Below are 24504 nucleotides of genomic sequence, written 5' to 3'. Positions count from 1 at the left end.
CTTGGCTGGTGAGGAGGGGTGAGGTTCGTCAGAGCGGGGGTCCGTCGACGACGACGGATTGGCCGCTGAGACCGCTGGATGAGGGCGCGGCCAGGAATGCGCAGACCTCGGCTACTTCGCGCAGCGAGATCAGTCGGTTGTAGGCCGTGGCGCCGGCGAACTCGCGCAGTTTCTCAGCGGCGGTGACCCCGTCGTGGCCGGCGACATCCGCTGCGAGCTGCCTGAGCAGTGGGGAGTCGACGTTGCCCGGGCAGACAGCGTTGGCGCGCGCGCCGTATCGCGCAACTTCGGATGCCAGTGATTGGACGAACCCGATCAACCCGAACTTCGTCGAGACATAGACGGAGCCGCCTCCCTCGCCGTGCAGGCCGGCAACGGAGGAGAGGAAGACGAGGGAGAGCGGTCGCGGCGCGCGCTCGAGATCGAGGGACGCCGCCTGCCCCAAATGGAACGCGCCCCGCAGGTTGACCGCCATCAGGCGGTCGTAGGCATCCCAGTCCGTCGTGGACACCGGGCCGGTGTAGTTGACTCCTGCCGCGTACACGATCGCGTCTGCTCCACGGTGGATCCCCTCGGGCCCGAGAACGCGATGGACGTCCTCGAGATCGGTGATGTCGAGATCCACCGCCGCGTGTCCGGCGCCCGGCAGATTTCGGGCAACCTCCCCCGCCCCCCGGAGGTCGGCGACCACGACGTGATCCCCGCGTTCGGCAAGCAGTGCGCAGACCGCGCCGCCGATCGCGCCAGAACCGCCGACCACTATCGAGGTGCGAGCGCTCACGCTGCCACCCCCATCCGGCGAATCGCGGACGCGATCGAATGTTGGTCGGGGAGCACCGCGCGTTCGAGGGTGATGGCGGCCGGGATAGGAACGTCAGCGACACCGTGGCGGGCGATGCGGTCGATACCGTGGGTTCCCAATCGTTCGACCACGCCGGTGACCAACTCGCCACTCAACCCGAACCCTAGGTAGTCCTCGTCCACGACGAAAAGTGACCGTGTCTTGGCGACCGACGACGTGATGGTCGCCCAATCGATCGGCACGACACACCGCAGGTCGATGACCTCGACGTCGATACCCTCGCCGCGCAGCTGCTCCGCTGCGGCCAGCGCGGGCGCAACCGTCGCGCTGAGTGTGACGAGCGTGACGTCGCGACCTTCGCGTAACACGGCTGCCCGATCGATCGACGCCGTGAAGCGCTCTTTCGGGACGGCTGCGCCGTAGTCGAAATCCGTTGCCTTCTGCAGCAGCAGTCCTTTGTGCTCGATGAAGACGACAGGATCGGGAGACTGGATCGCCGCCGCCATCATGCCTTTGCTGTCGTACGGTGATGACGGAACGACCACGCGAAGACCGGGCAGGTGGGCGAACGTCCCCCACAGGCACTGCGAGTGCTGTGCGGCCGAGCCGATCGCGCCGCCGGCCGTTTTGATCACGATGGGCATGTTGACTGCGCCGCCCGACATGTACGGGATCTTCGCGATCGCGTTGTACACCTGTTCGAGGCAGACGCCGATGAAGTCGACGAACATGATCTCAACTACCGGCTTGTACCCCTCGATGGCGAGCCCCACCGCCATGCCGGTGAACGCCATCTCCGAGATGGGAGTATCCAGAACACGATCGCCGCCGAACGATTTGAGCAGACCCCGTGTGCTGCCAAACACTCCGCCTTGGCGGCCGACATCCTCTCCGATCACCAGAACCGACGGGTCGGCCTCCATCTCGAGGCGGATGCCCTCGGCGATCGCCTGGGAGACGTTGATGTTACGAAGCGAAGACGCCGCTGTTGCAGGGCTCATGCGCGTGCTCCCGGATGAAGTTCGAGGTCGGACGCGAAGACGTGCTCTCGAGCCGTCGCCCCATCGGGGAAGGGATCGTCGAGCACCGCAGCGAGCTCACCCGCCATCCGTTCCCGAATTTCGGAGTCGATGCGGTCGATTTCTTGGTCGGTCAACAGGGTGCGCTGCAGAATCCGCGAGCGACACAGGAGCATGGGGTCCGCGTTCGCGAGCCGATGGTCCTTCTCTTCGCGATCGCGATACATGTCGAGGTCGCCTTCGTAGTGCCCACGGAATCGATAGCACATGGCCTCGATGATCTGCGGCCCGCCGCCGGCTCGAGCCCGTGCCACGGCCGCCCCGAATGCGTCCGAGACCGCCTCTACGTCGAGGCCGTCAATTCGAAGCCCGACCGCGCCGAATGCCGGCGCACGTTCGGCGAGTGTCGGTGTCGCGCTCGAGGCGGAAAAAGGCACGGAGATGGCCCACTCGTTGTTTTCGATGACCACGACGAGGGGCAATTTCAGGACGCCCGCCATGTTCATGGTCTCGGCGAATCCGCCCGTGTTTATCGAGCCGTCGCCGGCGACGGCGACGGCGACGTCGTCACGTGCGCTGATCTTCGCTGCGTAGGCGTGGCCGAGTGCGACCGGAAGAGACGCGCCGACGATGCCGGTGGTCGAGAATTTCCGTGGTTTGTCGAAAATGTGCATGTGGCCGCCGAACCCGCCGCACAGTCCGGTCGAACGCTCGAAGATCTCGGCCAGGAGTGGGCGCAGCGGGACGTTCTTGGCGAGGGCGTGCAGATGGTTGCGGTGGGTGCTCACCATCGCATCGCTGTCGCGGAGGTGTCCCGACATCCCCGCGCCGATCGCTTCCTGTCCGATTCCGGCATGCAGTTCACCGTGTATGTGCCCTTCGGCCACACCGCGAAGGCACGTCTGCTCGAATTCCCGCATCAGCCGCATCGTGCGGTAGCGGTCCACGAGTGTGTCGATCACGACGAGCCTTCCTCGTGTCGGTGCGGACTCGCTTCCTCGAGTTCTAGAACGGTTCCCGCGCTCGTGTAGTAGTAGACGGCCCGGCCCTCGGCGAACTCCACGATCTCTCCCACCGCCCGACCCCCGGCGGCGCAGACATAGGCGACCGAGCCATCCAGGTCTTCAACCTGGAACGCTGTGTGGCTGACCCCGACGTGCACCGGCAGCCGGCTGTCGAGACCATCCGGCACCCCACGCACGGTGATCAGCTCCAGGCGCACGGGGCTGAGGGGCGCGCGTAGTTGCACGAGATCGCAGTCGATTCCGTCGACGCCCACCATTCGCTGGAACGGGGAGTCCATGCCGCGCACCTCGAACTCGACCTGGAAGCCGAGCGTCGTCCGGTAGAACTCGACCGCGCGATCCACGTCTTCCACCACGAGACCACAGTGGTGCCAGGCCCAGCCCCGGGCCGTCCCGAACCGGCCCAAAGTGGCGAGATCGTCAGAGTGCGTCATCCGTGCCTCGTTCTCCTCATCGATGCTCATCGCGCCTGCGCGTAGGCCGTGCGGCGCGGGTCGGCGCCGGCTGCGATGAGCCGTCGGCCGTCACTGGGAGTGCGCACGTCGATGAGGGTCTGCACGCTGCCCGCATCGAACTCGTTGGCCGGCCAGTCGATAATGCGGTGGCCGCGCCGTGCCAGGTCGGCCACGGTCGCCCTCGGAATTCCGGCCTCGACGAACACCGTGCGCTCACCAGAAGGGTGCGGATGGAATCCGCTCGGAAAGCTCATCCCGAAGACCCGAGCTCTCTCGACAGCGGCTTGCGGGGTGAGGTCCGAGATCTCCATCGTGAGCATCACTTGCGTGATGGCCTGCACGATCACGTCTCCGCCTGGACAGGCCGTGGCCCACACGCGCCGGTCGTCCGCCCCTGCGATCTGGCGGCCCAACGCGATGACCGCGGCCGGCGTGACGCACGGGCGGCCACCCGGTCGAATGACGTTGGGGTGGCCGGCGGTGAGTCGGCTCTGCACGCCCCGAGGCGAACAGATGATGCCCAGCTCTGGAATGATTGGGCCGCCATCGAGGGTGTCGCTCGGGGAGGCGGCGAATGATCCGCCATCGCCGTCGAGCACGACCAGCGCCGTCGTGGAACCAAGGTGCGGACCCGCGGGCGGTGCAGTCGGCAGGTTCGGCAGGGCGTCGGGCCCGATTCTGTCTCGGAGCGCGTCGAGATGAGAGCTATCGAGCAGCTCCGCTGCGGACGTACCTGAGAATCGTGGATCGCCATAAGCGCGCTCGCGTTCGCTGAACACCAGTTTCAACGATTCGACGAGGATGTGGAGGTAGTCAGGGCCGTCCGGATCGAGCTCGCGCACCGGCAGACCGTCGAGGATGCCCAAAGCCTGGGCGACGATCAGCCCCTGGCTCCAGGAGGGCGTGACGTGCACGTCCCAGTCGCCGAATTGCACCGACGGTGCTGGTTCGATATCTGCTTCGAAGCCGGCAAGATCCTCCCACTCGAGGAAGCCCCCTGCGCCGGAGACGAAATCGACGATGGTGCGCGCTACGTCGCCCTGGTAGAACTGCTCGTGAGCGGCCCGGAGCGCCCGCGCGCGATCGGCGCCCGTCTCGAGAGCTCGTACCTCTGCGTCGACCAGCCGCTGAAGCAATCGACCGAGCGCCGGCTGAACGAGCCGGACTCCCGCGTCGAGGGGGCGACCGCCTGCCGTGTATACGTCGACGCTCGACGGCCATCTCGAAAAGCTGCGGCTCATGACCGCGATATGCGCGGCGGTGCGGGGATCGAGTGGAAAGCCGTCGCTTGCCAGTTCGATGACCGGTGCGAGCACATCGGCGAGGCTCCAGGTGCCGAATCGGGTCAGCGCGGCGATCCACCCGGCGACTGCCCCTGGAACGATGGATGGCGCGCCACCCAGCGGAAGGTGGTCTCCGAATCGCGTGCGCACCGCCTCCAGGGTGGCCGTTCGGCCCCAGGTGCCGACTCCGGCCACGGAGAAGACCCGGTGGCTTCGGGCTTCGCGAACGAGGATCGGGGCGATGCCGCCCAGGTTCGCCATGTCCACTTGGACGACGTGGCACGCGAATCCGCCTGCAACGCCGGCGTCCGTCGCATTGCCGCCGCGCCGCAGAACTGACGCGGCGACCTCGGTCACAAGCGGGTGTCCGGCGACGACCGACCATTTCTCGCCGTACAGAGTGGGGCGCATCGCGTCGGCTGGAGGAAAGACACCCGAGACGAGTCCGCCCCCCATGCCGCTGCCACCGCTGGGAACTCCGGTAGATTCGCTACCCTGGCTGATCGTCATGTCCTTGTCCTCACAGTTCGATCTCAAGTGCGGGAAGCCCGGGAACCGGTACGGGGGTCGCGAAGAGCGAACCAGCCAGCGGCGACGCATCCAGCGCCGCAGTATCCATCTCCACAGTGCCCGTCGTGATGTAGAGGATGTTCAGGCCTTCCCCACCGAGTGCGCAGCTCGTTACGTTGGGGGCGGGAACGAGCACCTCCTGGCTCCAGGTGCCGTCGGCGTCGAGCCGCCGTACGCATCCGCCTGCCCACAGTGCGACCCAGATGCTGCCAGCGGCGTCGACGGTGATGCCGTCGGGGCTTCCGTCGGCCGGGTCGATCGTGGCGATGATTTTGGAGCGCGACAACTCTTGTGTGGCCGGGTCGTAGTCGAAGGCGGTGACCGTGCCCGCAGCGCTGTCAACGAAATAGAGGGTGCGCGCGTCTGGAGCGAACCCCAGCCCGTTCGCGAGGCCCACTCCCGTGAGCACGACCTGTGGGCTCTGCTCGTTCGGCCTCAGACGAAAAAGGCATCCCCCGGAAGTGAGGTCTTCGCGGATGCTGCCGAACCACAGTTCGCCGGCTGGTCCTGCCGTGGCGTCCGCGAGTCGCTCGCCCTCGCGCAGAGCGGGCACCGGGATGATTCTTTCCACGTTCAAATCGGCGTCGAGCAACTCGATGGTGCGGCCGGCGAGGAGGGCCAAGCCTCCATTTCTCCGTGGCACCGCGACACTGAGTCCACTATCGCGCGAGAGCACTTCGACCCAACCACCGTCGTGATCGCGACGCAGCAGGATGCCGTTCAGCAGGTCTACCCAGATCAGTCGATCACGCCACCAGAACGGACCCTCGCCGAGCAGATTGCCTATCTCGACATCTGGTTGCGCCTCGATGCGGATCACGTGGCACGTCCTACGAGCTCGGTCAGCTCTGCGATGGCGGGAGCCAGGTCGGTGAGCCGCCTCAGACGGGACTCGCGATCTGCACGAAGCTCAGCGGCAAGACTCAACCGCAGTGCTTCCACGATGGCGTGGGAGCGCCCTTCTCTTTGACGAAGCACCCTCTGCCCACCGACGACGACGTCGGTGACGTGCTCCCGCGAACCGTCGGAGACGATTCGCTCAACCGGGTCGTCCACCCCGGCCATTCCCTCTGCCGTCCCGGAGGCCGGCAGGTCGAGAACGGCGAAGTCCGCAAACCTGCCGGGCTCCAGTCTGCCCGCTTCGATCCCGAGTGCGCTCGCACCGCCCTCCGTCGCCATCCCGAAGACGTCGCGTGCGCTCAGCCGCGTTCCCCATCCCGTCGCGGTCGACCGAGCAGCGCGCATCTCCGCGAACATGTCTGGCAATCCAACGCTCTGGCTGTCGATGCCCAGAGCGATGTGGATGCCGGCGGCGCGCCAGTCCGCGATGTTCGCGGTCGCGGCCGAGAGGCGGCGATTCGAACTCGGGCAATGCACGAGCGCGGCGCCACTTTCGGCCAGGGTTCGCAGTTCGCTGTGGGAGAGGTGCACTCCGTGTGCAGCCGAGACGAAGTCACCGAGAAGCCCTTTACCGATTAATCGGGTGAGCGGTTCCGGTTCACCCTTCACCCAGGTGCGCTGCAGCGCGCTTTCGTGGAGATGAGTGTGCACGCGCATCGTGCCTCGAAGTCCGGCGATGCGATCGAGCGCGTTATCGCTGCACCACTGCGCGGCCACCGGTCCGATCCCGATTTCGACCAGGGATGGGACTGAATGTGGCGTTGCGAACGTGGGCTTCTGGATGCGCTGCACGATCTCGGCCCACTCGTCGATCGTCGTGCCGTGGTCCACCGGCGGAACGTGAGCCAGCGAGCGCATCGGTGGGAGGGGCGCGCGTTCAGCGCGGTCGGTGAAACCGACGACGAGCAGGGCGCGGATTCCGGCCGAGAGCAAGCCGCGGTGCACCGTGTCGACCGTCCGCACGACATCCTCGACAGGCGCGAACGTCTGGGCGATGCCTTGCACCGCGGTGACTCCTGTGCCCAGCAGATCGGAAGCGGCAACGAATGCTTCGTCTCCGGGATCGAGCGAGGTCATGGCGGCCAGGCTGCAGATCCAGGGCTCGAGAGGGGCCGGCGCAATGTCGTGCAACTCGAGCGGCATGGCACGCAGGTGCGAATGTGCGTCGATGAGACCAGGGAACGCAACTCCGTGGATGACCTCGGGCTCCAGTTCGCCCGCATGCCGCGCGACATCCACGAAGAGGCCGGCGGCAACGATCCGTCCGTCACGCTCCAGGAGTCCGCCGCCGCGGATAGCCGCCGCATCATGGGCGGGGATGATCGCGTCGAACCGGTAGAGGGTGCTCATGCGAGTCCGAGGATGCGTGCGAGGTTGATCCCCTCGACCAGGGCGCGGTCACCGGGGTCTTCGATCGCCCGGGCGATCTTGGCGCGCTCGAGGTCGAAGTGGTTGCCCGGCCAGTCGGTTCCCATCACAAGCTTGGCCGCGCCCACTCGGCGATACGCCATCTGCACCTCGAGCAACTGCGTGCCAGAGGTCTCGAGGTAGACGTTGTCGTTGCGTTCGGCGACGATGAGCGCCTCGGACACGTTCCACACCGTTCCCATGTGCGCGATGAGCACTGGGACGCCCGGGAACTGCTTCGCGATCTCCTCGATGGACAGGGGGGCGCAGAACGGATCGTCCAGGGCGTTGACGAGCACCGCGAGGCGCTGTTCCGCAGCTGCTTCGAAGATCGGATCGAGCAGACCGTGGTCGGCGAAATGATAGCCGTGCATCGTCGGATGGAGTTTGAGGCCTTTCAGCCCCAGTTCCTCCCCGCAGCGTCGGATGCCCTCGACGGCGTCTGGTCGCCTCGGGTCGACCTGACCGAAGCCGATGATGCGGTCGGGATGCTGCCGCACAGTCTCAGCGATGAAATCGTTGTCGATCATTTGGCCGAGGGAGCATCCCACCGCCATGTCGACTCCCGCGTCGTCCATTCGCGCGATCATGTCCGCGGGCGTGTACGACTCCGAGGTGAGGTAGTCGGAGGTCCCGCCGGCCTTCCACGTGTTGTTGTATGCGTCGATGATCATGATCGCTCCTCGAACTGGGTGGGCGCAGCATCCCGCACCGCGATGGTGTTGTCCTCGTCGCCCAGCGAGGTGCCATGAAATGTCACGTCCTGTCGTGTGGATGCTGCCATGCGGTCGATGTGCTGAACCGATTCGAGCGCTCGTCGGGTAGAGCTCGAATGCCGCACCGGCGGCCCCGCCGGACTGCATGATGATTCCCATGCTGTCGTCGTGAATTCACTGTCCTCAATCGGCACTGTGCGGACAGTTCGCCAGCGATCGCAGACAGTGTGTAATTACCCAACCAGTCGTCGGCAACCGGTGGAGTCAGAATAATGCCGGAACGGCGCGGGAAAGAGGGGAGAAATCGACTCGTAACATTGACGAATCGTCAGTGAAATAGCCGCGCCGCGCCGGCGGCCGCTTCATCGCTCGCGTCCGGCGGGGCGGGCACGCAGGTGGATGCGTTTGCCTTCTTTACTGAAGATCGACAGGAACTCGGCGGGTCCGGCTCCGGCTGCTGACATCCAGTGCGGGATGCGGGTATCGAATTCGGCAGCCTCTCCCGGGCCGAGCGTGATGTCTTGCTCGCCGAGAACGAGGCGCAGCCGACCCGACAGCACGTACAGCCATTCCTGTCCGTCGTGCACCTTCGGATCGGGCGATTCCGTCACTCCGGCCGGCTTTGCCGGAAGCGTCACTTTATAGGTCTGCACTGGACTGGAGTGCGCAGACAGGGTCTCGTACGAGGTTTCGCCGGTGCGCGTGGTCGTGCGCGCCACGCGCGGGTCGGGCGCCTTGCGGGGCACGATGTCGTCGAGCTCTAGCCGCAACGCGCGGGCGATGGGCACGACCAGCTCCAGGTTCGGGGCGCGCTTGCCCGCCTCGAGGCGCGAGAGGGTGCTGGAGGAGATGCCCGTCGCGGCCGACAGCTCTGCCAGCGTCATGCTGCGTTTTTCGCGCCAACTCTTGAGTCGCGGGCCGATGACGGCGAGGGATTCGTCGGGCACGGTGTCGCTCTCTTGCTGATTCAGCATGAATATTTGCCGATACGATCCTAGACCCTCACGCTGGAGTCATGACAAGCAACCTCCGAAGCTCCATACCATCCGGTCCTGACAACTCGAACCCGTCTCTCGAGACCGAGCACTGGGATGTCATCATCATCGGCGGCGGCACCGCCGGGCTCAGTGCCGCTCTGATTCTCGCGCGCGCCCGACGGCGAGTGCTGGTCCTCGATGAGCAACGGCCGCGCAACCGATTCGCGCCGCACATGCACGGGGTATTGAGCCGTGACGGCTACTCGCCGCTCGATCTCGTCGCAGACGGCTACCGCGAGGTGCGGGCCGCGGACGGGGTCATCGAAAACGCGGTCGTCGTCGGGACCCACCCGATCGCAGACGGATTCGAGGTCGTCACCGACACGGGTGTCCGCATCACCGGACGTCGTCTGGTCGTCGCGACCGGATCCCGCGATGTCCTGCCCGACATCCCTGGGCTCGCCGAGCAGTGGGGCCGCGGAGTCGTCGCGTGCCCTTACTGCGACGGGTACGAAGCGTCGGGCCGTGCAGTCGGCGTGCTCTTGTCCTCGGCGGCGGGGGTACATAAGGCGCACATGCTGCGTTCCTACACGGATGACATCACGGTGTTCACCGCCCTCGCAGGGGTGATCCCCGCAAGCGATCGAGTCCTGCTCGAGCAACGCGGTATGCGTCTGGAAGATCGCACCGTCGCGCACATTGTGACCGATGGCGACCGTCTGACGGGCCTTGCTCTCGCGGACGGCACGATCGCAGCCGTGGACGTGGTGTTCGCCGAGCCTGCGCTCGTTCCCCTCGACGAACCGCTGCGGCAACTCGGCGCTGATCGCACCGACACGCCCGTCGGCGCGTGGACCGCCGTGGATGCGGTCGGCAGGACGAGCGTCGCGGGCGTCTGGGCGGCCGGCAACGCCGCCGATCCCACGGCGCTCGTTCCGATCGCCATGGGATCGGGAGCGACGGCGGGTCTGGCCATCAACGGGGAGTTCGTGGCAGAGGAAATGGCCGCGGCATCCCTTTCGCTGACGCACGAGCGGGGAGAGTGAGGGCCGTGGCGCACTCATCCGAAGATGCGATCTCCGACCCTGCCGAGTTCTGGGAGGCACGCTACCTCACCAATCGTGGCGAGAGCGGACAGATGTGGAGCGGCCGCGTCAACGCAACCGTCGAACACGAGGTCGAGGGATTAGCCCCGGGGAACGCACTCGAACTCGGATGCGGCGAAGGCGCTGACGCCCTGTGGCTTGCCGCGCAGGGGTGGACGGTCACGGCGGTCGACATCTCGGCGACCGCCCTGGCAGTGGGAGCGGCGCAGGCCGCGCGGGACGGGGTCGCCGACCGCATCCGCTGGGTTCAGGCCGACTTGGCGACGTGGCATCCGGCGTCGGAATTCGACCTCGTGACGGCGGCTTTCCTCCACTCGCCTGTCGAACTGCCGCGCGAGGCCATTCTGCGGCGCGCGGCCACGGCCGTCGCACCCGGCGGACGGCTGGTCGTCGTGGGGCACGGCGCGTTCCCGCCGGGGTCGCACCACGACCACGACGCAGATACTCCGCCGTTGCCCACAGCCGACGAGGTGCTGGCGGCGCTCGACCTGCCCGCGGGCTGGGTCGTCGAGACCAACACACTCGTCGACAGGCCGACGAAATGGCGGGACGGGACGGACGTGATTCTCGTCGACGCCGTGCTGCGGGTCAGGCGCGGACGGGAGGCGGCGAACTAGCCGTAGCGACCCGAGCTTCACTCGTGCCTGGCGGTCAGTCCTCACCCATCATGAGGCCCTCGATCGAGTGCTTCTGCGTGATCGGAGTCAGCTCGTCGACGATCGGGCTGACAATGTGCCGCTGCACGCGCTCGGGGAGCGAGCCGTAGAAGGGCCGGGTCAGTGCCATATCGTGGTGCTCCAAGTTTCCTGCGCCGGGAGCATCGACTCCCAGCACCAGCACCGGCCGCGCCTTCTGCGACAGGTTGGCGGTGCCCCGATGCAGGGTCAGAGCCGACCGTGCCGAGATGTCGCCGCGCTGCGGGTACTTGCGCACGGCGAGGTCGGTGTAGCGAGGATAGAGCGACTTGTCGGGGAACATCTCGTGCTCGAAGTCGACGGGCAGGTCCCACTGAGTGGTGGGCGCGATCTCGAACGGACCCATGTCGGGCTCGGTGTCTACCGCCGTCACGTTGAAGGCGAGCGAGGTGAGCCGGCCGGTCGAGCGCGTCTCTTCGGGCATCGGGAAGTCGCGGTGCCACGGCTGATCCTTCGCACCCGGGTTGGGCACGTCGAATCCGAGCTCGATGATCTGGTAGTCCGGGCCCAGAACGGTCTCGCACACACCTCGCACCCACGGGTGATCGACGAGATCGAGCCAACCGCGCAACTGCTCGGGGTGGATCTCGACGTAGTGACGCTGAGGACCGCGGCCCACCGCTCCGCGCGGCCGGCTCAACGCTTCCTCGTACGCGACCTGGATGTCTTCGTGCAGCTGGTCGACCCACTCCACGCTGAAGGCGCCCCTTTTCCCGATGATGCCGTCGGTGTAGAGCGCATTCACAGCGGTTGCGAGGTCGGGCTCGAGGTTGCGAGACAGGGTCTCGACCCACCGCTGGTGCTGCTGGATGTCTGTCATGAGAACTCTTCTCTCTTCCGGTCAGGGGCCGCCGGTAGCGGCTCGTGGAGGTGGACTACCGGCCCATCCGGCCGGAACTCGATGGGGGCGAGGTGAAGTCTGCGCTCGGTGACCGCGTCGTTCCACGCGTGGAAGGCGATCACATCCGACCCGTCCGGCCCGATCACCAGAGAGTTGTGACCCGGGCCGATCAGCCCGTCCCCGGTGGCGAGAAGAGCGGGCGCCACGCTGGGGGCTGATTCCCAGGGGCCCAAGGGGTGGGATGCCGTGGCCCACGACACGGCATAGCCCGCACCCGTCCATGCACCGCCCGAATACGTCATCCAATAGCGGCCGTGCCTGCGAACGACGGACGGGCCCTCGAGAGTGTGCCAGTCGTAGACGGCGCCGTACATCGAGCGCGCGCGCTCATATAGTTGCCAGTCGGCAGTGGGCTCGAGCGCCCGCACCACGGCAGTCAGCTCGGTCGGTGAGTCGATTCGTCCGACGGCGAGGTGGGTGCCGGGGCGTTCCGCGTCGAGCACATCGCGAGCGAAATACAGGTACCAACGGCCACCCTCGTCTTGAAAGGGATGTGGGTCGATGGCGAACGTCTCGTCCGGTGTGAGGTTCACCCCGAGATCGATGAATGGACCGGTCGGTTCCGCGGCACGTGCCACCCGAAGATGATGGCCGACGATGCCGTGACCGACGGAGTAGTACATCCACCACGAACCATCGCGCTGGACGACCTCGGGCGCCCAGTACTGGTCGCCGATGTCGGGGGCGAGCCGCTCCAGCGCCCCGCCGGCCCTGGACCAGGAGGTCAGGTCGGGGGAGACCAGCACGTCGAAGATCCGGCCCGCTGCAGGCGGCGCGGGATGAGTGCCGTAGGCGATGTAGGTGCCATCGTCCAGACGGAGGACGAACGGATCGGCGAAATACCCCGCGTAGGCAGGCGCGCGCAGGTCGCCGCGCGCAGCTCCGGCGACCACCGTCATCCCCATGGCTCGTGCGGCTCCCACTGGTCCGGCCCGAGGTCACCTGTGATGGCGTGCCGGATGACCTCCACGGGAAGTTTCGGGGTGCGATCGGCGCGCACGAGTCCGTTCGTCTCCTGGAGCGTGTCGGCGAGCTGTGTGTAGCAGAATCCGGCGAGCACCGTGCTGTCGTGAACGGCCACCATCACGGATTCGAGCCGCGCCTGATATTCCGTCGCCGAACTGGCGTCGCTGTACCCCCACGCATCCTCCGTGCGGTCGGCGTCGAAGGAGATGCCGCCGAACTCGGTGAGCATGACGGGCGCTCGGGAGACGTCCCCTTTCACCACGAGTCGACGACCGGCAGGTCCGACACCTTCGACCAAGCGGTTGATCGCGGCGCGGTCGATGTACCGCTCGCGAAGAACATCGCCGTCGCCGGCGTAATCGTGGATGCCGAGGATGTCGGTGTCGACCTGCTCCCAACCGTCGTTGGAGACGACCGGCCGGGTGGGATCCAATGCCTTGGTGAGATTCACAAGGGATGCGGCGTAGTTCTGCATGCTCGGGTCGTGAGCGATGTGCTGAACGCCCCAGCTCTCGTTCAGCGGAACCCACGTGACGATCGAGGGATGCGAGAAGTCACGGTGCACGACCTCCAGCCACTCCCGCACCGTGCGCTTGATCGACGTGGGTGTGAACGTGAAGCTGGCGGGCGCCTCGCCCCACACCATGAGTCCGAGCCGGTCCGCCCAGAACAGGAAGCGCGGGTCTTCGAATTTCTGGTGCATCCGCGTGGCATTGAACCCGAGATCCTTGATCAGCTGCACCTCGTCACGCAGTGCTTCCGCCGAGGGCGCGGCAAGGTGCGTCTGCGGCCAGTACCCCTGGTTCAACACAGATCGCACGTACAGGGGCCTGTCGTTGAGCAGGAACACACCCCGGTCCACCGCCGCGCGGCGCAGGCCCACGTACGAGGCGACTTCATCGCTCTGCTCACCATCGACCGACAGCGCTACCCGCGCGTCGATGAGGCGAGGACGGGTGGGTGACCACAGCAGTTCCTCGTACGCCTGGCCGTTCTTCTGGCGGGCCAGCGGGACGTGGATCTCGACCTCTGCGGCTGACGCCAGCACGCTTGCTCGACCAAGAGGTACCCCCCGGTAGGTCAGATCCACCTCGATGGTGGCATCCGCGGTGGGCGCAGACGTCAACCCGATCCGGGCGTGCACCTCTGCGGTCGAATCGTCAGCGCGCCAGTGGATCCAGTCGATCGCCACCTCCGGCACGGACTCCAGCCAGACCGGTTGCCAGATGCCGCTGGTGCGGTGGTACCAGATGACGTGGGGCAGCTCTCGCCAATCCTGTTTGCCTCTCGGCTGGCTCACGTCAAGCGGATCGTCCTCGACCCGCACGATGATGTCGTTCGCGTCGTCATCTCGCACGTGGTGCGTGATATCGAGCGAGAAGGGAGTGTGCCCACCCTCGTGAGAGCCGACGCGCTCGCCGTTGACCCACACGACGGCGCGGTAGTCGACCGCGCCGAAATGCAGCATGAGGCGGCGCCCGTCGCCGTGTCCGGCCTCGGCGATATCGGAGGTGGAGACGCGTCGGTGGTACCAGAGCACCGAATGGAAGCCGGGGTCGTGCACGCCGGAGGCGGGGGATTCCGGCGGGAACGGCACCTGGATGGTCCGATCGAAGCCGGCGCAGGTGTACCAGCGATCGCGAAGTCCGACCCCGTCGTCATCGAAGGCGAAACCCCACGGCCCACTGATGTCAAGCCAGTGGGCTCTCATGAGCTGAGGGCGAGGGTAAGAGCCATCTTGCGTGCTCGCAGACGGCAGCGCTCTCAGGTCATCGGTGATCATGTCGTCCAGCATGCCCGAAATATCTAGCGCTGTAAATGCGCGATCGCGATCACGCGTGCGTCGGAGCGCTCTCCCGCAGCACCAGGCGATGGTCGACGAGCTCGTGTCGCCCGGCTCCTTCCCAGCCTTCGATGCGTTCGATGAGCATCTGGGTCGCCCGATGCGCGAGCGCGTCGGTGTCGGGCGCAACCGATGTGATGCTGGGATAGGTGACGCGGCTCATCATGATGTTGTCCCATCCGGTGAGTGCGACATCACCGGGCACGCTGATGCCCCGCTCCTGCAAAGCGCGCAAGGCTCCGATGGCAGCAAGGTCGTCTCGACAGACGAGCCCGTCGAAGCGGATGCCGGCGTCCACCGCTGCGCCCACCCCGATGACAGCGTCCATCGGGGTGACAGTGTCGCGCGGGAAGAGCAGGCGCGGATCAGCGGGAATCCCCTCGTCTTCGAGGGCCTGTTGATAGCCCATGATGCGCTGGCTCGAAGCCGCAGACAGCCTGCCAGATTCGTGGCCCGCGAAGGCGATCTGGCGTCGCCCCGTTCGAATGAGATGGTTCGTCGCATCCCGTGCGGCGGCGAAATTGTCCACCATGATGCGGTCTAGCGTCAATGGAGCAGCGGCCTCGCCGAGGATGACCATCGGGAGCGAGTTCCGGCGGCGCGAGATCTCGAGCGACGATACGACCGCCGGTTGGAACAGCATGCCGTCGACGAGCCCCGATTCGAAGCTCGCCAGGACTGCGCGTTCGCCCTCCAGTGTTCCGTCGGTTTCCTCTAGGAGCACCCGATAGCCCATTTGGTTGGCCGCCGCCGAGACCAGCCGCGATAGTTCGGCGAAGTAGGGGATCGCCACGTTCGAGAACGACAGCGCGATCAGGCCCGTCCGCCCGGTTGCAAGGCGGCGACCCATGAGGTTCGGGCGGTAATCCAGTTCGTCGATCGCACGCTGCACCCGGTCGCGCGTCGACTGGCTCACATGCTGATATCCCCGCACGACGTTGGAGACGGTCTTCATCGAGACGCCCGCCAACTCGGCGACGTCCTGAAGGCGAACCGCGCTCATCCGTGCCCCCGAGATCTGCAGGTAACTGTCGACCCTGAGGTTCACACGCTACACCTTGACAGTCGTATTCCAGCGCTGTAAATTTGCCTGCACCGAGCGGACGTCCCTCCGTTCGCGTCGAAGCCGGGAACGTCCGGAGAACTCAAAGGAGAGCAATCGCATGAACAAGCCATGGGCGCGCCGCGCGGTAGGTGCGGCGATCGCACTCGCGGTCGGGGTCGCTTTGACAGCGTGTGGATCATCCGGTGGCACCGGCGGTGCAGCTGTTTCGGGTGATGGGGAGTACACCGGACCGGACGTCGACATCACCTTCTGGCACGGCTGGACCGGAGGCGCCGCGCCGACGATCGTCCCCAAGCTGATCGAGAAGTTCAACTCGGAGCACCCGAACATCACGGTGAAGAGCGTGCCGCAGGAGTGGGGCGACATCGCCGCGAAGATGCCCCTCGCCATCAAGGCCGGTAAGGGGCCGGATGTGGCCGTTCTGCACGGCGACGATCTCGCGACCTACGCGGCGCAGAAGCTTCTGCTCAGCGCGGACGACATCGTCAAGGGCCTCGATTACGACGCCGAAGACTTCCCTCAGGGTGTGTTCGACAAGGGCAACTACGGCGGCACGCAGTATGCGGTGCCGTGGAGCGTCACCCCACTCGGGCTCTACGTCAACAAGGAAGTGCTTGCCAAAGCCGGAATCACCGACATCCCGACCGATAAAGCGGGCTACCTCGCCGCCCTCGACGCGCTCAAGGGCGCCGGCGTGCAGGGCGAGTGGGTGGATGGCTACGTGTTCACCGGCACCTTCGAATTCCAAAGCCTGATCTGGCAGTTCGGCGGCGACCTGTACAACGATGACGTCACCGAAGCCGCCTTCAACTCCGACGCCGGCGTCAAGGCGCTTACCTGGATGACCGATCTGGTGGCCAACGGGTACAGCCCCGCCAATGTGGCGCAGGACGGCAACATCAAGGCCCTCATCGGCGGCCAGACGGCGTTCAACTGGAATGGCGTGTGGCAGACGACCAACACCGCGTTCAACGACCTCGACTGGGCGGCCGCACCGGTTCCGCAGATCGGGACCGAGAAGGCCGTGTGGTCCAGTTCCACGCACTGGGTGTTCCCGGCCAACAAGGGTCAGGACGCGAACAAGACGGCCGCCGCTGCGGTGTTCGTCAAGTGGATGAACGACAACTCGCTCGGCTGGGCGGAGACGGGTGAACTCCCCGCCGCCAACACGGTGCGTGAAGACCCGTCCCTGCTGCAGAAGTGGCCGAACCTGGCTCCGTTCATGGACGAGCTCGAGTATGCCCACTACGAAACCGTCTCGCCCGGCATCGGCGAGGCGAACGCACAGATCACCCTCGGGCTCAACGAGGCTCTGACCGGCCAGAAGGACCCGAAGGCTGCGCTGGATGAGACCGCCGACAAAGTGAACCAGATCCTGAAGTCCAACCAGGCGAAGTACGGTGGCTGACCTCAGCACTGCCACGGTCGTCGCTCCTCCGCGCTCCGGCGCGGGGGAGCGCGTCCCGCGCCGTGCGGGCTCTTCGCGTGGCGGGACGCGCTCCGCGAAGAAGACGTTGACCGCCTATCTGTTCCTCGCTCCATTCCTGTTGCTCTTCCTCACGTTCGTCGCGGCACCCGCGATCTTCGGGTTGTGGATGAGCCTCACCAACTGGAGTCCGTTCCGCGATGTACAGGACTTCGTCGGCGTGCAGAACTACGTCGATCTGTTCACCCCGGGCAACGTGCTCTCCGAGGACTTCTGGAAGTCGATGGGAGCCACCGGCATCTTCGTGGTCGCCAGCGTCCCGTTCCTTGTCGTGGTGCCTCTCCTGGTCGCCATCCTGCTGAACCGGAAGATCCGTGGAGCGACGGCATTCCGCACTGTCTTCTTCGCGCCGTACGTGCTCGGGGTGGCGGTGATCGGCGTCGTCTGGGGGTACGTGCTCGACACGCAGTCCGGCATCCTGAACTACGTGATGGGGCTGATCGGTCTGCCATCCGACATCCCCTGGACCGTGGACGTCCCGTGGGCATGGGTTTCACTCGTCGCTGTGACCGTGTGGTGGACGATGGGCCTGAACACGATCATCTTCCTGGCGGGCTTGAAGGGGATCAACGGAGACCTCTATGAAGCAGCGTCGATCGACGGGGCAGGGCCAGTCCGCAAGTTCTGGAATGTGACCGTGCCCGGGCTCCGGCCGGTGATGATCTTCATCACCACCACGACGATCCTCGCCTCGGCGAACATGTTCGGTCAGTCCTATCTGCTCACCAAGGGCGGGCCGGGCACCGAAACCCGCACCGTGATCATGTACATCGCCGACCAGGGCCTCTCGCAGAACAACATGGCACCTGCCGCGGCGATGAGCTACGTGCTGTTCGCGTGCCTCTCGATCATCAGCATCGTCAACTTCCGCCTGCAGCGCGAGCGTGTCGAGAAGGGCATGAAATGACCACTCTCATCGCCCAGAAGCGCCACGTGCCGGCTCGCCGCGCGTGGGCGCAGACGGCACTCTACGTGCTGCTCATCGTGCTGGCGCTCATCGTCATCCTGCCGCTGTTGTGGATGCTGCTGACCTCGTTCAAGACCGACTCGGACGCGATCCGCAACCCGTATTCCTTCCCGAACCCGGTCTCGTTCGAGGCCTACACGACCCTGCTCACTTCCGACCAACAGCCGATCTTCCTCTGGCTGTGGAACAGCTTCGCGGCCGCAACCGTGCAGACCGTGCTGATCCTCGTGACCGCGTCGATGGGCGCCTACGCGCTGGCGCGGCTGGATTTCCCCGGAAAGAAGGTCATTTTCGGCGCCATCATCGCCACGCTGCTCGTGCCGCCGGTGGTGTTCCTCATCCCGAACTACCTCATCGTCCACAACCTGGGCTGGCTCGACACGATCTGGGCCATCACGGTTCCGGGAGCGGCGGGCGCGTTCGGCATCTTCTTCCTGCGCCAGTTCTTCGTCGGCCTGCCCCCCGAGATCGAAGAAGCCGCGCGCATCGACGGTGCCGGCGACATCCGGATCTTCCTGCAGGTCGTGCTTCCCCTCGCCAGGCCGGCGCTCGCGACGCTCGCCGTGCTGTCATTCCTCGGCAACTGGAACGACTTCCTCTGGCCCGTCTATGTGCTGCTGAGCCCCGAGCACTTGACTCTGCAGCCGGGGTTGTCGCAACTGCAGGGTGCGTACTCGACCCACTTCGCGATCGTCATGGCGGGGGCAGTGATCGCGTCCGTGCCCGTGCTGATCCTGTTCGGTCTTGCCCAGCGGCAGATCGTCGAATCGGTCGCCGGGTCGGCTGTGAAGGGGTGATCTCAGCGCGGCGCAGAGCGGCGGGCGTCTTCGGAATGTCGGTCGTCGGGATGATCGGGATGCTGACGGCCTGCGCCCCGAACGCATCCCCGAATCCGACGCCGACGCCGACGCTCGCGGCGTTCCTCATCGACCGCGACTTCGCTGACCCCGAGGTCATCGAAGCGAGCGGGCAATACGTCGCGTTCGCCATCAACGCGCGGGGCGGCAACGTGCAGTTCGCCACATCCAACGATCTGGCCCACTGGACGGGGTCGCTGGAGGACGCGCTCCCCAAGCTGCCGCGCTGGGCCAGTGGTGGGCGCACATGGGCGCCGGATGTGTCAGCCCGCGCAGGCGGCGACTACATCATGTACTTCGTGGCCAATCAGTTCCCGTCGGACAAGCAGTGCATCGGAGTGGCCACGTCGCCTGTGGTGACCGGCCCCTACACCCCGGTCGGCGAGCAGCCGCTGGTGTGCCCGCTGGATGAGGGCGGTGCGATCGACCCCGCGACCTTCACCGACGATGACGGCATCCGCTATCTGCTGTGGAAGAACGACGGCAACTGCTGCGGCCAAGACACCTGGATCCAGATTGCGCCGCTCTCTCCTGACGGCACCCAGCTGGCCGGTCCGCCGACGAAGCTTTTCACGCAGACCGAGCCCTGGGAGGGGCAGCTCGTCGAAGCGCCCGTGCTGGTCAAGCGCGACGGGCAGTACGTGCTGTTCTACTCAGCCAACGACTACGCCACGAGCGATTACGCGATCGGGGTGGCGACCGCACCGGCGCTCATGGGTCCCTACGTGAAGAGCGGCACACCGCTGCTGTCGACGGAGTCAAGCGGCGGACGGTACATCGGACCCGGCGGCCAGGACATCGTCACGACCGCAGACGGTGACGTGATGCTCTTCCATGGCTGGGATGAACTCTTGATCTATCGGGGGCTGCTCTCCGTGCCCCTCCACTGGGATGGCGCGGTGCCCTCCGTGCAGCTTCCTTGAACGAGGAGGGCCGCGACTCACCGCGCTGAGCGAGCGGAGAGGGCGTCGGTGAGCGCGACACGCACCAGGGCGATGGCCGTGTCGTTCGAGGAAGACTCCCGGCTCGCCGTGAAGATCTCGCGCGCCGGTGCGCCGGGCAAGTCGAGGAGCCGCACCGGCAGGTGGCCGGGCGACCAGACGAGGTCGGGAAGCATCGCGACGGCATGACCTTCGGCGACCATCCGGATGTGGGTGTGGAGGTCGGTCGCCTCGAAGCGCACTTCGGGTTCGAACCCGGCAGCGCGACACTGCTGCACCGCCCATTGCCGGACGGCCGTTCCCTGGGGCTCGAAGATCCAGCTGTGGTGACGCAGTTCGTAGAGGTCCGCAGCGTGCTCACGGACTGGTAGTGCCACGCGGACGGCATCCCGCCCGATCACCGTGCGGATGATTCCCTCGCGAAGTTCGCGGGTGTGGCCGGGATATTGCTCTGCGACCACGAGGTCGAATGAACGCGCTGTCAACTCGAAGAGCCCCTGTTCGGGCGCCATCTCGGAGACGTCGAGCCGAAGGTGCGGGGAGCGCTCGGCGAGAAGAGTGAGGGCTTTAGGTACCAGCGACTCGGCCGCGGTGGGCATCGCCGCAACGCGAACGAGGGTGCGCAGCGACGTCGCGGAGGCGAGTTCTGTACGCGCCGACTCATCCATTTCCAGGGCGCGCGCGGCGTGAGCCGCGAGGAGCTGGCCTTGCGGTGTCAGCTGCACCCGCCGGCCCACGGGTTCCAGAAGCGCGACGCCGGCCTCGCGCTCGAGCACGGAGAGTTGCTGCGACACCGTGGATGAGCTGTAGCCCAGCGCGATCGACACGTCGGCGATCGTGCCGCGCAAGGCGAGCTCGTGCAGAAGACGAAGACGGCGCAACTCGAAAATAGGCATCCCAATCATCGGAAATATCGAACAATACCCACCCTAAATGTCCGCTTTTCATTGTGCAACGTCATCACGATACTAAGGTCAACCCCCTGTCACGCTGCACCCGATCGAAACGGCCTCATCGTGTCTGTCACCACCACTTCTTTCGATGGCGTCATCGGCCCGCGGAGCGCCGATCTCGAAGCCCTCGCCGATGACGCCGTGACGCTGGTTCGTCGATGGCTGGATGAGAGCGCATCGGTGCCGGTGGATACCGCCGCCCGCCGCCTCGCTGAAGTGCTCCGTGATGAGAACGGACTCGCCTTCACGGTCGGCTTCGTCGACGGTGTCGTGCGCCCCGAAGACACGCGCGTCGCAGCGCGCAATCTGCGCGAGCTGATTCCGCTGACTCCGCGCTTCCTGCCGGCACCGCTTCGCGGGCTCATCCGTCTCGGCGGGCTCATCGCGCCCTTAGCGCCGGGCATCGTCGTTCCCAGCGCCCGCCGGGTTCTGCGCGGGATGGTGCGGCACCTGATCGTCGACGCCGGCGACATCCAGCTCACCCACGCGATCCGTCGCATCGGATCCGTCGACGGCATCCGCCTCAACATCAACCTTCTCGGCGAGGCCATTCTCGGCGACGAGGAGGCCGCCCGTCGCCTGGAAGGGACCCGCCGACTGCTCGCGCGCGACGACGTGGACTATGTGTCGATCAAGGTGTCGTCCACCGTCGCCCCGCACAGCCCCTGGGCCGTCGAAGAAGCGGCAGCCCACGCGGCCGACGCACTGAGCCCGCTGTTCCAGATCGCGGCCGCCGCCCCGAACGGCGGGAAATTCATCAACCTCGACATGGAGGAATACAAAGACCTCGATCTCACGATCGCGGTCTTCACCTCGATTCTCGAGCGCCCGGAGTTTCACACGCTCGAGGCCGGCATCGTGCTGCAGGCGTATCTGCCCGATGCGCTGGGCGCGATGATCCGCCTGCAGGAATGGGCCTCCGCGCGCGTCGCCGCCGGCGGTGCGCCGATCAAGGTGCGGATTGTGAAGGGCGCGAACCTGCCCATGGAGCGCGTCGATGCCGAACTGCACGACTGGCCCCTGGCGACCTGGTCGAGCAAGCAGGAGTCGGACTCGTCGTACAAGGCCGTGCTCGAGTACGCCCTGCGGCCGGAGCACATCGGTGCGGTGCGCATCGGAGTCGCCGGACACAACCTGTTCGACATCGCGCTCGCGTGGCTGCTGGCCACGCAGCGCGGCGTGGCTGACGGCGTGGAATTCGAGATGCTGCTCGGGATGGCTTCCGCTCAGGCGACCGTGGTGCGGCGTTCGGTGGGGTCCCTCCTTCTCTATACACCGGTGGTGCACCCCCAAGAATTCGACGTCGCCATCGCGTATCTGATCCGCCGACTCGAAGAAGGCGCGTCATCCGACAACTTCATGTCGGCCGTCTTCGATCTGGGATCCGATCCCGCACTCTTCGAGAGGGAGCGCCAGCGCTTCCTGGCATCCATCGCGACCGTGCCATCGACTGTTCCTGGCCCCAACCGCGTGCAGAACCGCGATTCCGAGCCGGCGCCGGCCGCCCGCGACACGTTCGTGAACGCGCCCGACACCGACCCGAGCCTCGCCGCCAATCGCGAATGGGGCGAGGCCATCCGCGATCGGATGCAGGGATCTGAACTGGGCCTCGACACCGTTCGGGCACACACGCACTCGGATGCCGCAGCGCTCGATGCCACGATCGCACGCGCGGTCGCCGCCGGCGCAGCCTGGCGCGACCTGGGCGCCGAGGGTCGGGCCGAGATCCTCCACCGCGCCGGGGAAGCATTGGAGCGCCGTCGCGGCGACCTGCTCGAAGTCATGGGCGCCGAATGCGGCAAGCTGCTCGATCAGGGTGACCCGGAGGTGTCGGAGGCCATCGACTTCGCGCACTACTACGCCGAAAGTGCACGGCAGCTGGCGCGCATCGAGGGAGCCTACGCCGTGCCGGTGGGGCTGACCGTGGTGACCCCGCCGTGGAACTTCCCGGTCGCCATTCCCGCCGGATCGACGCTCGCCGCGCTCGCCGCAGGGTCACCCGTCATCATCAAGCCCGCCCGTCAGGCGCGTCGATCGGGCGCGGTCATGGTCGAGGCGCTGTGGGATGCCGGGGTGCCCCGCGACGTCCTCCAGTACGTACAACTCGACGGTCGCGAACTCGGCCGGCAGCTGATCAGCGATCCGGCCGTCGAACGCGTCATCCTCACCGGCGGGTACGAGACGGCGGAACTCTTCCGCAGCTTCCGGCCATCGCTGCGGTTGCTGGCGGAGACGAGCGGTAAGAACGCCATCATCGTGACCCCGAGCGCCGATTTCGACCTGGCGGCGAAGGATGTCGCTTACTCCGCGTTCGGGCACGCCGGGCAGAAGTGTTCCGCAGCCTCGCTCGTGGTGCTCGTCGGCAGCGCCGCGAAGTCTGACCGCTTCCGCAGGCAGCTCGTCGACGCGGTTCGCTCGTACCAGGTGGGAATGCCGTGGGAGGGCGGCAGCCGTATCGGGCCGCTCATCGGCCCTGCCGAGGGAAAGCTGCTGCACGCACTGACCACGCTGGAGCCCGGGGAGAAGTGGATGCTGCAGCCCGAGCAGCTCGACGAGGCCGGCGCGCTCTGGCGCCCGGGAATCCGCGACGGCGTCGTACCCGGCTCGCCGTTCCATCTCACCGAATACTTCGGACCGGTGCTGGGCGTCATGACGGCGCCCACCCTCGAAGACGCGATCGTGCTCGTGAACGACATCGATTACGGGCTCACTTCCGGCATCCACTCGCTCGACGAGGAAGAGATCGCGTTGTGGCTCGCCACAGTGGAGGCGGGAAACCTCTACGTCAATCGAGGCACGACCGGAGCCATCGTGCAGCGCCAGCCGTTCGGCGGATGGAAGAAGGCGGCGGTAGGCACCGGCACGAAGGCGGGCGGTCCGAGCTATCTCATCGGTCTCTCCGACTGGCTGGATGCGCCGGTGGGCGCCTCCGACGTGAAGGATCAGTACTCCCCGTCGGTGTTGCGAGCGGCAGACGGGCTCGGCGACGCCGACATCACGTGGCTCCGTGGCGCGCTCGCCACAGATGCGGCGGCATGGCGCGACGAATTCGGCGCCGTTGCCGACGCCACAGGGCTGGACTGCGAACTGAACATCCTGCGGTACCAGGCGGTCCCCGTCACCGTCCGGTTCGAAAGAGGCCGCCTCGTCGAACTGCTGCGGGTGGTTGCCGCCGGATGGCGCGCGGGCGCGCGCATCACCGTGAGCGCCACGGACGAACTGCCGGCCGGCATCCGTACCTGGCTGAGCGGTATCGGAATCACCCCGGTCGTAGAGAAGGACGGCGCCTGGTCTGCGCGCGCCATCGAACTCACCGCGCAGGGGGGTCGAGTCCGTCTGGTGGGCGCAGTATTCGATGACCTTGCCGCGGTCACCGGCGGCTCGCCCGCCCTCGCGGTGTACGACGGGCCGGTGGTCTCGGCCGGACGGGTCGAGATGCTCCCGTTCCTGCGGGAACAGGCGGTATCGGTCTCCGCGCACCGGTTCGGCACGCCTCGCCACTACGACGTGCCGCTGCTCGCTGCCGCCGATCGCCTCGGATGACGACGCCATCCCGTCCGGCGCGGGCA

The 24504-nt window shown here is 66.4% G+C and carries 21 protein-coding genes; 7 read left to right on the top strand and 14 right to left on the bottom strand.

What is annotated here, in order from left to right; translation table 11 throughout:
• Positions 1 to 28: 28 nt before the first annotated feature.
• From ACFE6Z_RS13150 to ACFE6Z_RS13110, 9 genes are all read right to left on the bottom strand, one after another.
• Positions 29 to 781: an SDR family NAD(P)-dependent oxidoreductase gene (locus ACFE6Z_RS13150; protein WP_375386143.1), complete on the bottom strand. Its 753-nt coding sequence runs from the start codon at positions 779 to 781 to the stop codon at positions 29 to 31.
• On the bottom strand, positions 778 to 1803 hold the full coding sequence (locus ACFE6Z_RS13145; protein WP_375386142.1) for an alpha-ketoacid dehydrogenase subunit beta: 1026 nt from the start codon (positions 1801 to 1803) through the stop codon (positions 778 to 780). The genes ACFE6Z_RS13150 and ACFE6Z_RS13145 overlap by 4 nt, the downstream gene beginning before the upstream one ends.
• Positions 1800 to 2783, bottom strand: coding sequence for a thiamine pyrophosphate-dependent dehydrogenase E1 component subunit alpha (locus ACFE6Z_RS13140; protein ID WP_375386141.1), 984 nt, complete (start codon positions 2781 to 2783; stop codon positions 1800 to 1802). Before ACFE6Z_RS13140 ends, ACFE6Z_RS13145 begins: the two co-directional genes overlap by 4 nt.
• On the bottom strand, positions 2780 to 3280 hold the full coding sequence (locus tag ACFE6Z_RS13135; protein ID WP_375386140.1) for a VOC family protein: 501 nt from the start codon (positions 3278 to 3280) through the stop codon (positions 2780 to 2782). The genes ACFE6Z_RS13140 and ACFE6Z_RS13135 overlap by 4 nt, the downstream gene beginning before the upstream one ends.
• 26 nt (positions 3281 to 3306) lie before the next feature.
• On the bottom strand, positions 3307 to 5094 hold the full coding sequence (locus tag ACFE6Z_RS13130) for a gamma-glutamyltransferase family protein (RefSeq protein WP_375386139.1): 1788 nt from the start codon (positions 5092 to 5094) through the stop codon (positions 3307 to 3309).
• 10 nt (positions 5095 to 5104) lie between these two features.
• Positions 5105 to 5974 carry an SMP-30/gluconolactonase/LRE family protein gene (locus ACFE6Z_RS13125; protein ID WP_375386138.1) on the bottom strand — a complete coding sequence of 290 codons (870 nt, stop codon included), beginning with the start codon at positions 5972 to 5974 and terminating at the stop codon, positions 5105 to 5107.
• Positions 5971 to 7404: an amidohydrolase family protein gene (locus tag ACFE6Z_RS13120; RefSeq protein ID WP_375386137.1), complete on the bottom strand. Its 1434-nt coding sequence runs from the start codon at positions 7402 to 7404 to the stop codon at positions 5971 to 5973. Before ACFE6Z_RS13120 ends, ACFE6Z_RS13125 begins: the two co-directional genes overlap by 4 nt.
• Positions 7401 to 8135 (bottom strand): amidohydrolase family protein, encoded by a 735-nt coding sequence (locus ACFE6Z_RS13115; RefSeq protein WP_375386136.1) that lies wholly within the window; start codon positions 8133 to 8135, stop codon positions 7401 to 7403. The genes ACFE6Z_RS13120 and ACFE6Z_RS13115 overlap by 4 nt, the downstream gene beginning before the upstream one ends.
• A gap of 404 nt (positions 8136 to 8539) precedes the next feature.
• Positions 8540 to 9151 carry a helix-turn-helix domain-containing protein gene (locus ACFE6Z_RS13110; RefSeq protein WP_375386135.1) on the bottom strand — a complete coding sequence of 204 codons (612 nt, stop codon included), beginning with the start codon at positions 9149 to 9151 and terminating at the stop codon, positions 8540 to 8542.
• 41 nt (positions 9152 to 9192) lie between these two features.
• On the opposite strand from ACFE6Z_RS13110, the gene ACFE6Z_RS13105 reads away from it, so the two are divergent.
• Together ACFE6Z_RS13105 and ACFE6Z_RS13100 are read left to right on the top strand one after the other, a co-directional pair.
• Positions 9193 to 10200: an NAD(P)/FAD-dependent oxidoreductase gene (locus ACFE6Z_RS13105; RefSeq protein ID WP_375386134.1), complete on the top strand. Its 1008-nt coding sequence runs from the start codon at positions 9193 to 9195 to the stop codon at positions 10198 to 10200.
• A 5-nt stretch (positions 10201 to 10205) separates the two neighbouring features.
• Entirely contained in the window at positions 10206 to 10877 is a 672-nt protein-coding gene (locus ACFE6Z_RS13100; RefSeq protein WP_375386133.1) for a class I SAM-dependent methyltransferase, read from the top strand.
• Between the two features lie 34 nt (positions 10878 to 10911).
• Here ACFE6Z_RS13100 and ACFE6Z_RS13095 read toward each other — a convergent pair whose 3' ends face one another.
• From ACFE6Z_RS13095 to ACFE6Z_RS13080, 4 genes are all read right to left on the bottom strand, one after another.
• Positions 10912 to 11775 (bottom strand): phytanoyl-CoA dioxygenase family protein, encoded by an 864-nt coding sequence (locus tag ACFE6Z_RS13095; protein WP_375386132.1) that lies wholly within the window; start codon positions 11773 to 11775, stop codon positions 10912 to 10914.
• Positions 11772 to 12755 (bottom strand): glycoside hydrolase family 43 protein, encoded by a 984-nt coding sequence (locus tag ACFE6Z_RS13090; RefSeq protein ID WP_375386131.1) that lies wholly within the window; start codon positions 12753 to 12755, stop codon positions 11772 to 11774. The genes ACFE6Z_RS13095 and ACFE6Z_RS13090 overlap by 4 nt, the downstream gene beginning before the upstream one ends.
• On the bottom strand, positions 12752 to 14533 hold the full coding sequence (locus ACFE6Z_RS13085) for a glycoside hydrolase family 2 protein (RefSeq protein ID WP_375386130.1): 1782 nt from the start codon (positions 14531 to 14533) through the stop codon (positions 12752 to 12754). Before ACFE6Z_RS13085 ends, ACFE6Z_RS13090 begins: the two co-directional genes overlap by 4 nt.
• Positions 14534 to 14654: 121 nt before the next feature.
• Entirely contained in the window at positions 14655 to 15713 is a 1059-nt protein-coding gene (locus ACFE6Z_RS13080; protein ID WP_375386129.1) for a LacI family DNA-binding transcriptional regulator, read from the bottom strand.
• Between the two features lie 115 nt (positions 15714 to 15828).
• Here ACFE6Z_RS13080 and ACFE6Z_RS13075 point away from each other — a divergent pair, with 115 nt between their 5' ends.
• Genes ACFE6Z_RS13075 through ACFE6Z_RS13060 form a run of 4 tightly spaced genes read left to right on the top strand, consistent with a single transcriptional unit; the run spans position 15829 to position 19964 of the window.
• Positions 15829 to 17139 (top strand): ABC transporter substrate-binding protein, encoded by a 1311-nt coding sequence (locus ACFE6Z_RS13075; RefSeq protein ID WP_375386128.1) that lies wholly within the window; start codon positions 15829 to 15831, stop codon positions 17137 to 17139.
• Positions 17132 to 18124 carry a carbohydrate ABC transporter permease gene (locus tag ACFE6Z_RS13070; protein WP_375386127.1) on the top strand — a complete coding sequence of 331 codons (993 nt, stop codon included), beginning with the start codon at positions 17132 to 17134 and terminating at the stop codon, positions 18122 to 18124. The genes ACFE6Z_RS13075 and ACFE6Z_RS13070 overlap by 8 nt, the downstream gene beginning before the upstream one ends.
• Positions 18121 to 18981 carry a carbohydrate ABC transporter permease gene (locus ACFE6Z_RS13065; protein ID WP_375386126.1) on the top strand — a complete coding sequence of 287 codons (861 nt, stop codon included), beginning with the start codon at positions 18121 to 18123 and terminating at the stop codon, positions 18979 to 18981. The genes ACFE6Z_RS13070 and ACFE6Z_RS13065 overlap by 4 nt, the downstream gene beginning before the upstream one ends.
• The gene (locus ACFE6Z_RS13060; protein ID WP_375386125.1) at positions 18978 to 19964 is read left to right on the top strand and encodes a glycoside hydrolase family 43 protein; all 987 of its coding nucleotides are present in this window, start codon (positions 18978 to 18980) and stop codon (positions 19962 to 19964) included. Before ACFE6Z_RS13065 ends, ACFE6Z_RS13060 begins: the two co-directional genes overlap by 4 nt.
• A gap of 17 nt (positions 19965 to 19981) precedes the next feature.
• Here the strand turns inward: ACFE6Z_RS13060 and ACFE6Z_RS13055 are convergent, their stop codons facing one another.
• Positions 19982 to 20878 carry a LysR family transcriptional regulator gene (locus ACFE6Z_RS13055; RefSeq protein ID WP_375386124.1) on the bottom strand — a complete coding sequence of 299 codons (897 nt, stop codon included), beginning with the start codon at positions 20876 to 20878 and terminating at the stop codon, positions 19982 to 19984.
• 120 nt (positions 20879 to 20998) lie between these two features.
• Between ACFE6Z_RS13055 and ACFE6Z_RS13050 the strand changes: the two genes are divergently transcribed.
• Positions 20999 to 24478, top strand: coding sequence for a bifunctional proline dehydrogenase/L-glutamate gamma-semialdehyde dehydrogenase (locus ACFE6Z_RS13050; protein WP_375386123.1), 3480 nt, complete (start codon positions 20999 to 21001; stop codon positions 24476 to 24478).
• Positions 24479 to 24504: the final 26 nt, after the last annotated feature.

Source organism: uncultured Microbacterium sp. (assembly GCF_964244775.1).
Classification (GTDB): Bacteria; Actinomycetota; Actinomycetes; order Actinomycetales; family Microbacteriaceae; genus Microbacterium.
The sequence above is the reverse complement of the archived record's forward strand: the minus strand, read 5'-3'. Positions and strand labels throughout refer to the sequence as shown.

What these genes read in the sequence shown, in the direction of transcription:
- ACFE6Z_RS13145 (WP_375386142.1), bottom strand. Translation starts at nt 1,803, where the DNA reads ATGAGCCCTGCAACAGCGGCGTCTTCGCTTCGTAACATCAACGTCTCC.
- ACFE6Z_RS13135 (WP_375386140.1), bottom strand. Translation starts at nt 3,280, where the DNA reads ATGACGCACTCTGACGATCTCGCCACTTTGGGCCGGTTCGGGACGGCC.
- ACFE6Z_RS13130 (WP_375386139.1), bottom strand. Translation starts at nt 5,094, where the DNA reads ATGACGATCAGCCAGGGTAGCGAATCTACCGGAGTTCCCAGCGGTGGC.
- ACFE6Z_RS13120 (WP_375386137.1), bottom strand. Translation starts at nt 7,404, where the DNA reads ATGAGCACCCTCTACCGGTTCGACGCGATCATCCCCGCCCATGATGCG.
- ACFE6Z_RS13115 (WP_375386136.1), bottom strand. Translation starts at nt 8,135, where the DNA reads ATGATCATCGACGCATACAACAACACGTGGAAGGCCGGCGGGACCTCC.
- ACFE6Z_RS13110 (WP_375386135.1), bottom strand. Translation starts at nt 9,151, where the DNA reads ATGCTGAATCAGCAAGAGAGCGACACCGTGCCCGACGAATCCCTCGCC.
- ACFE6Z_RS13105 (WP_375386134.1), top strand. Translation starts at nt 9,193, where the DNA reads ATGACAAGCAACCTCCGAAGCTCCATACCATCCGGTCCTGACAACTCG.
- ACFE6Z_RS13095 (WP_375386132.1), bottom strand. Translation starts at nt 11,775, where the DNA reads ATGACAGACATCCAGCAGCACCAGCGGTGGGTCGAGACCCTGTCTCGC.
- ACFE6Z_RS13090 (WP_375386131.1), bottom strand. Translation starts at nt 12,755, where the DNA reads ATGACGGTGGTCGCCGGAGCTGCGCGCGGCGACCTGCGCGCGCCTGCC.
- ACFE6Z_RS13085 (WP_375386130.1), bottom strand. Translation starts at nt 14,533, where the DNA reads ATGAGAGCCCACTGGCTTGACATCAGTGGGCCGTGGGGTTTCGCCTTC.
- ACFE6Z_RS13075 (WP_375386128.1), top strand. Translation starts at nt 15,829, where the DNA reads ATGAACAAGCCATGGGCGCGCCGCGCGGTAGGTGCGGCGATCGCACTC.
- ACFE6Z_RS13065 (WP_375386126.1), top strand. Translation starts at nt 18,121, where the DNA reads ATGACCACTCTCATCGCCCAGAAGCGCCACGTGCCGGCTCGCCGCGCG.
- ACFE6Z_RS13055 (WP_375386124.1), bottom strand. Translation starts at nt 20,878, where the DNA reads ATGCCTATTTTCGAGTTGCGCCGTCTTCGTCTTCTGCACGAGCTCGCC.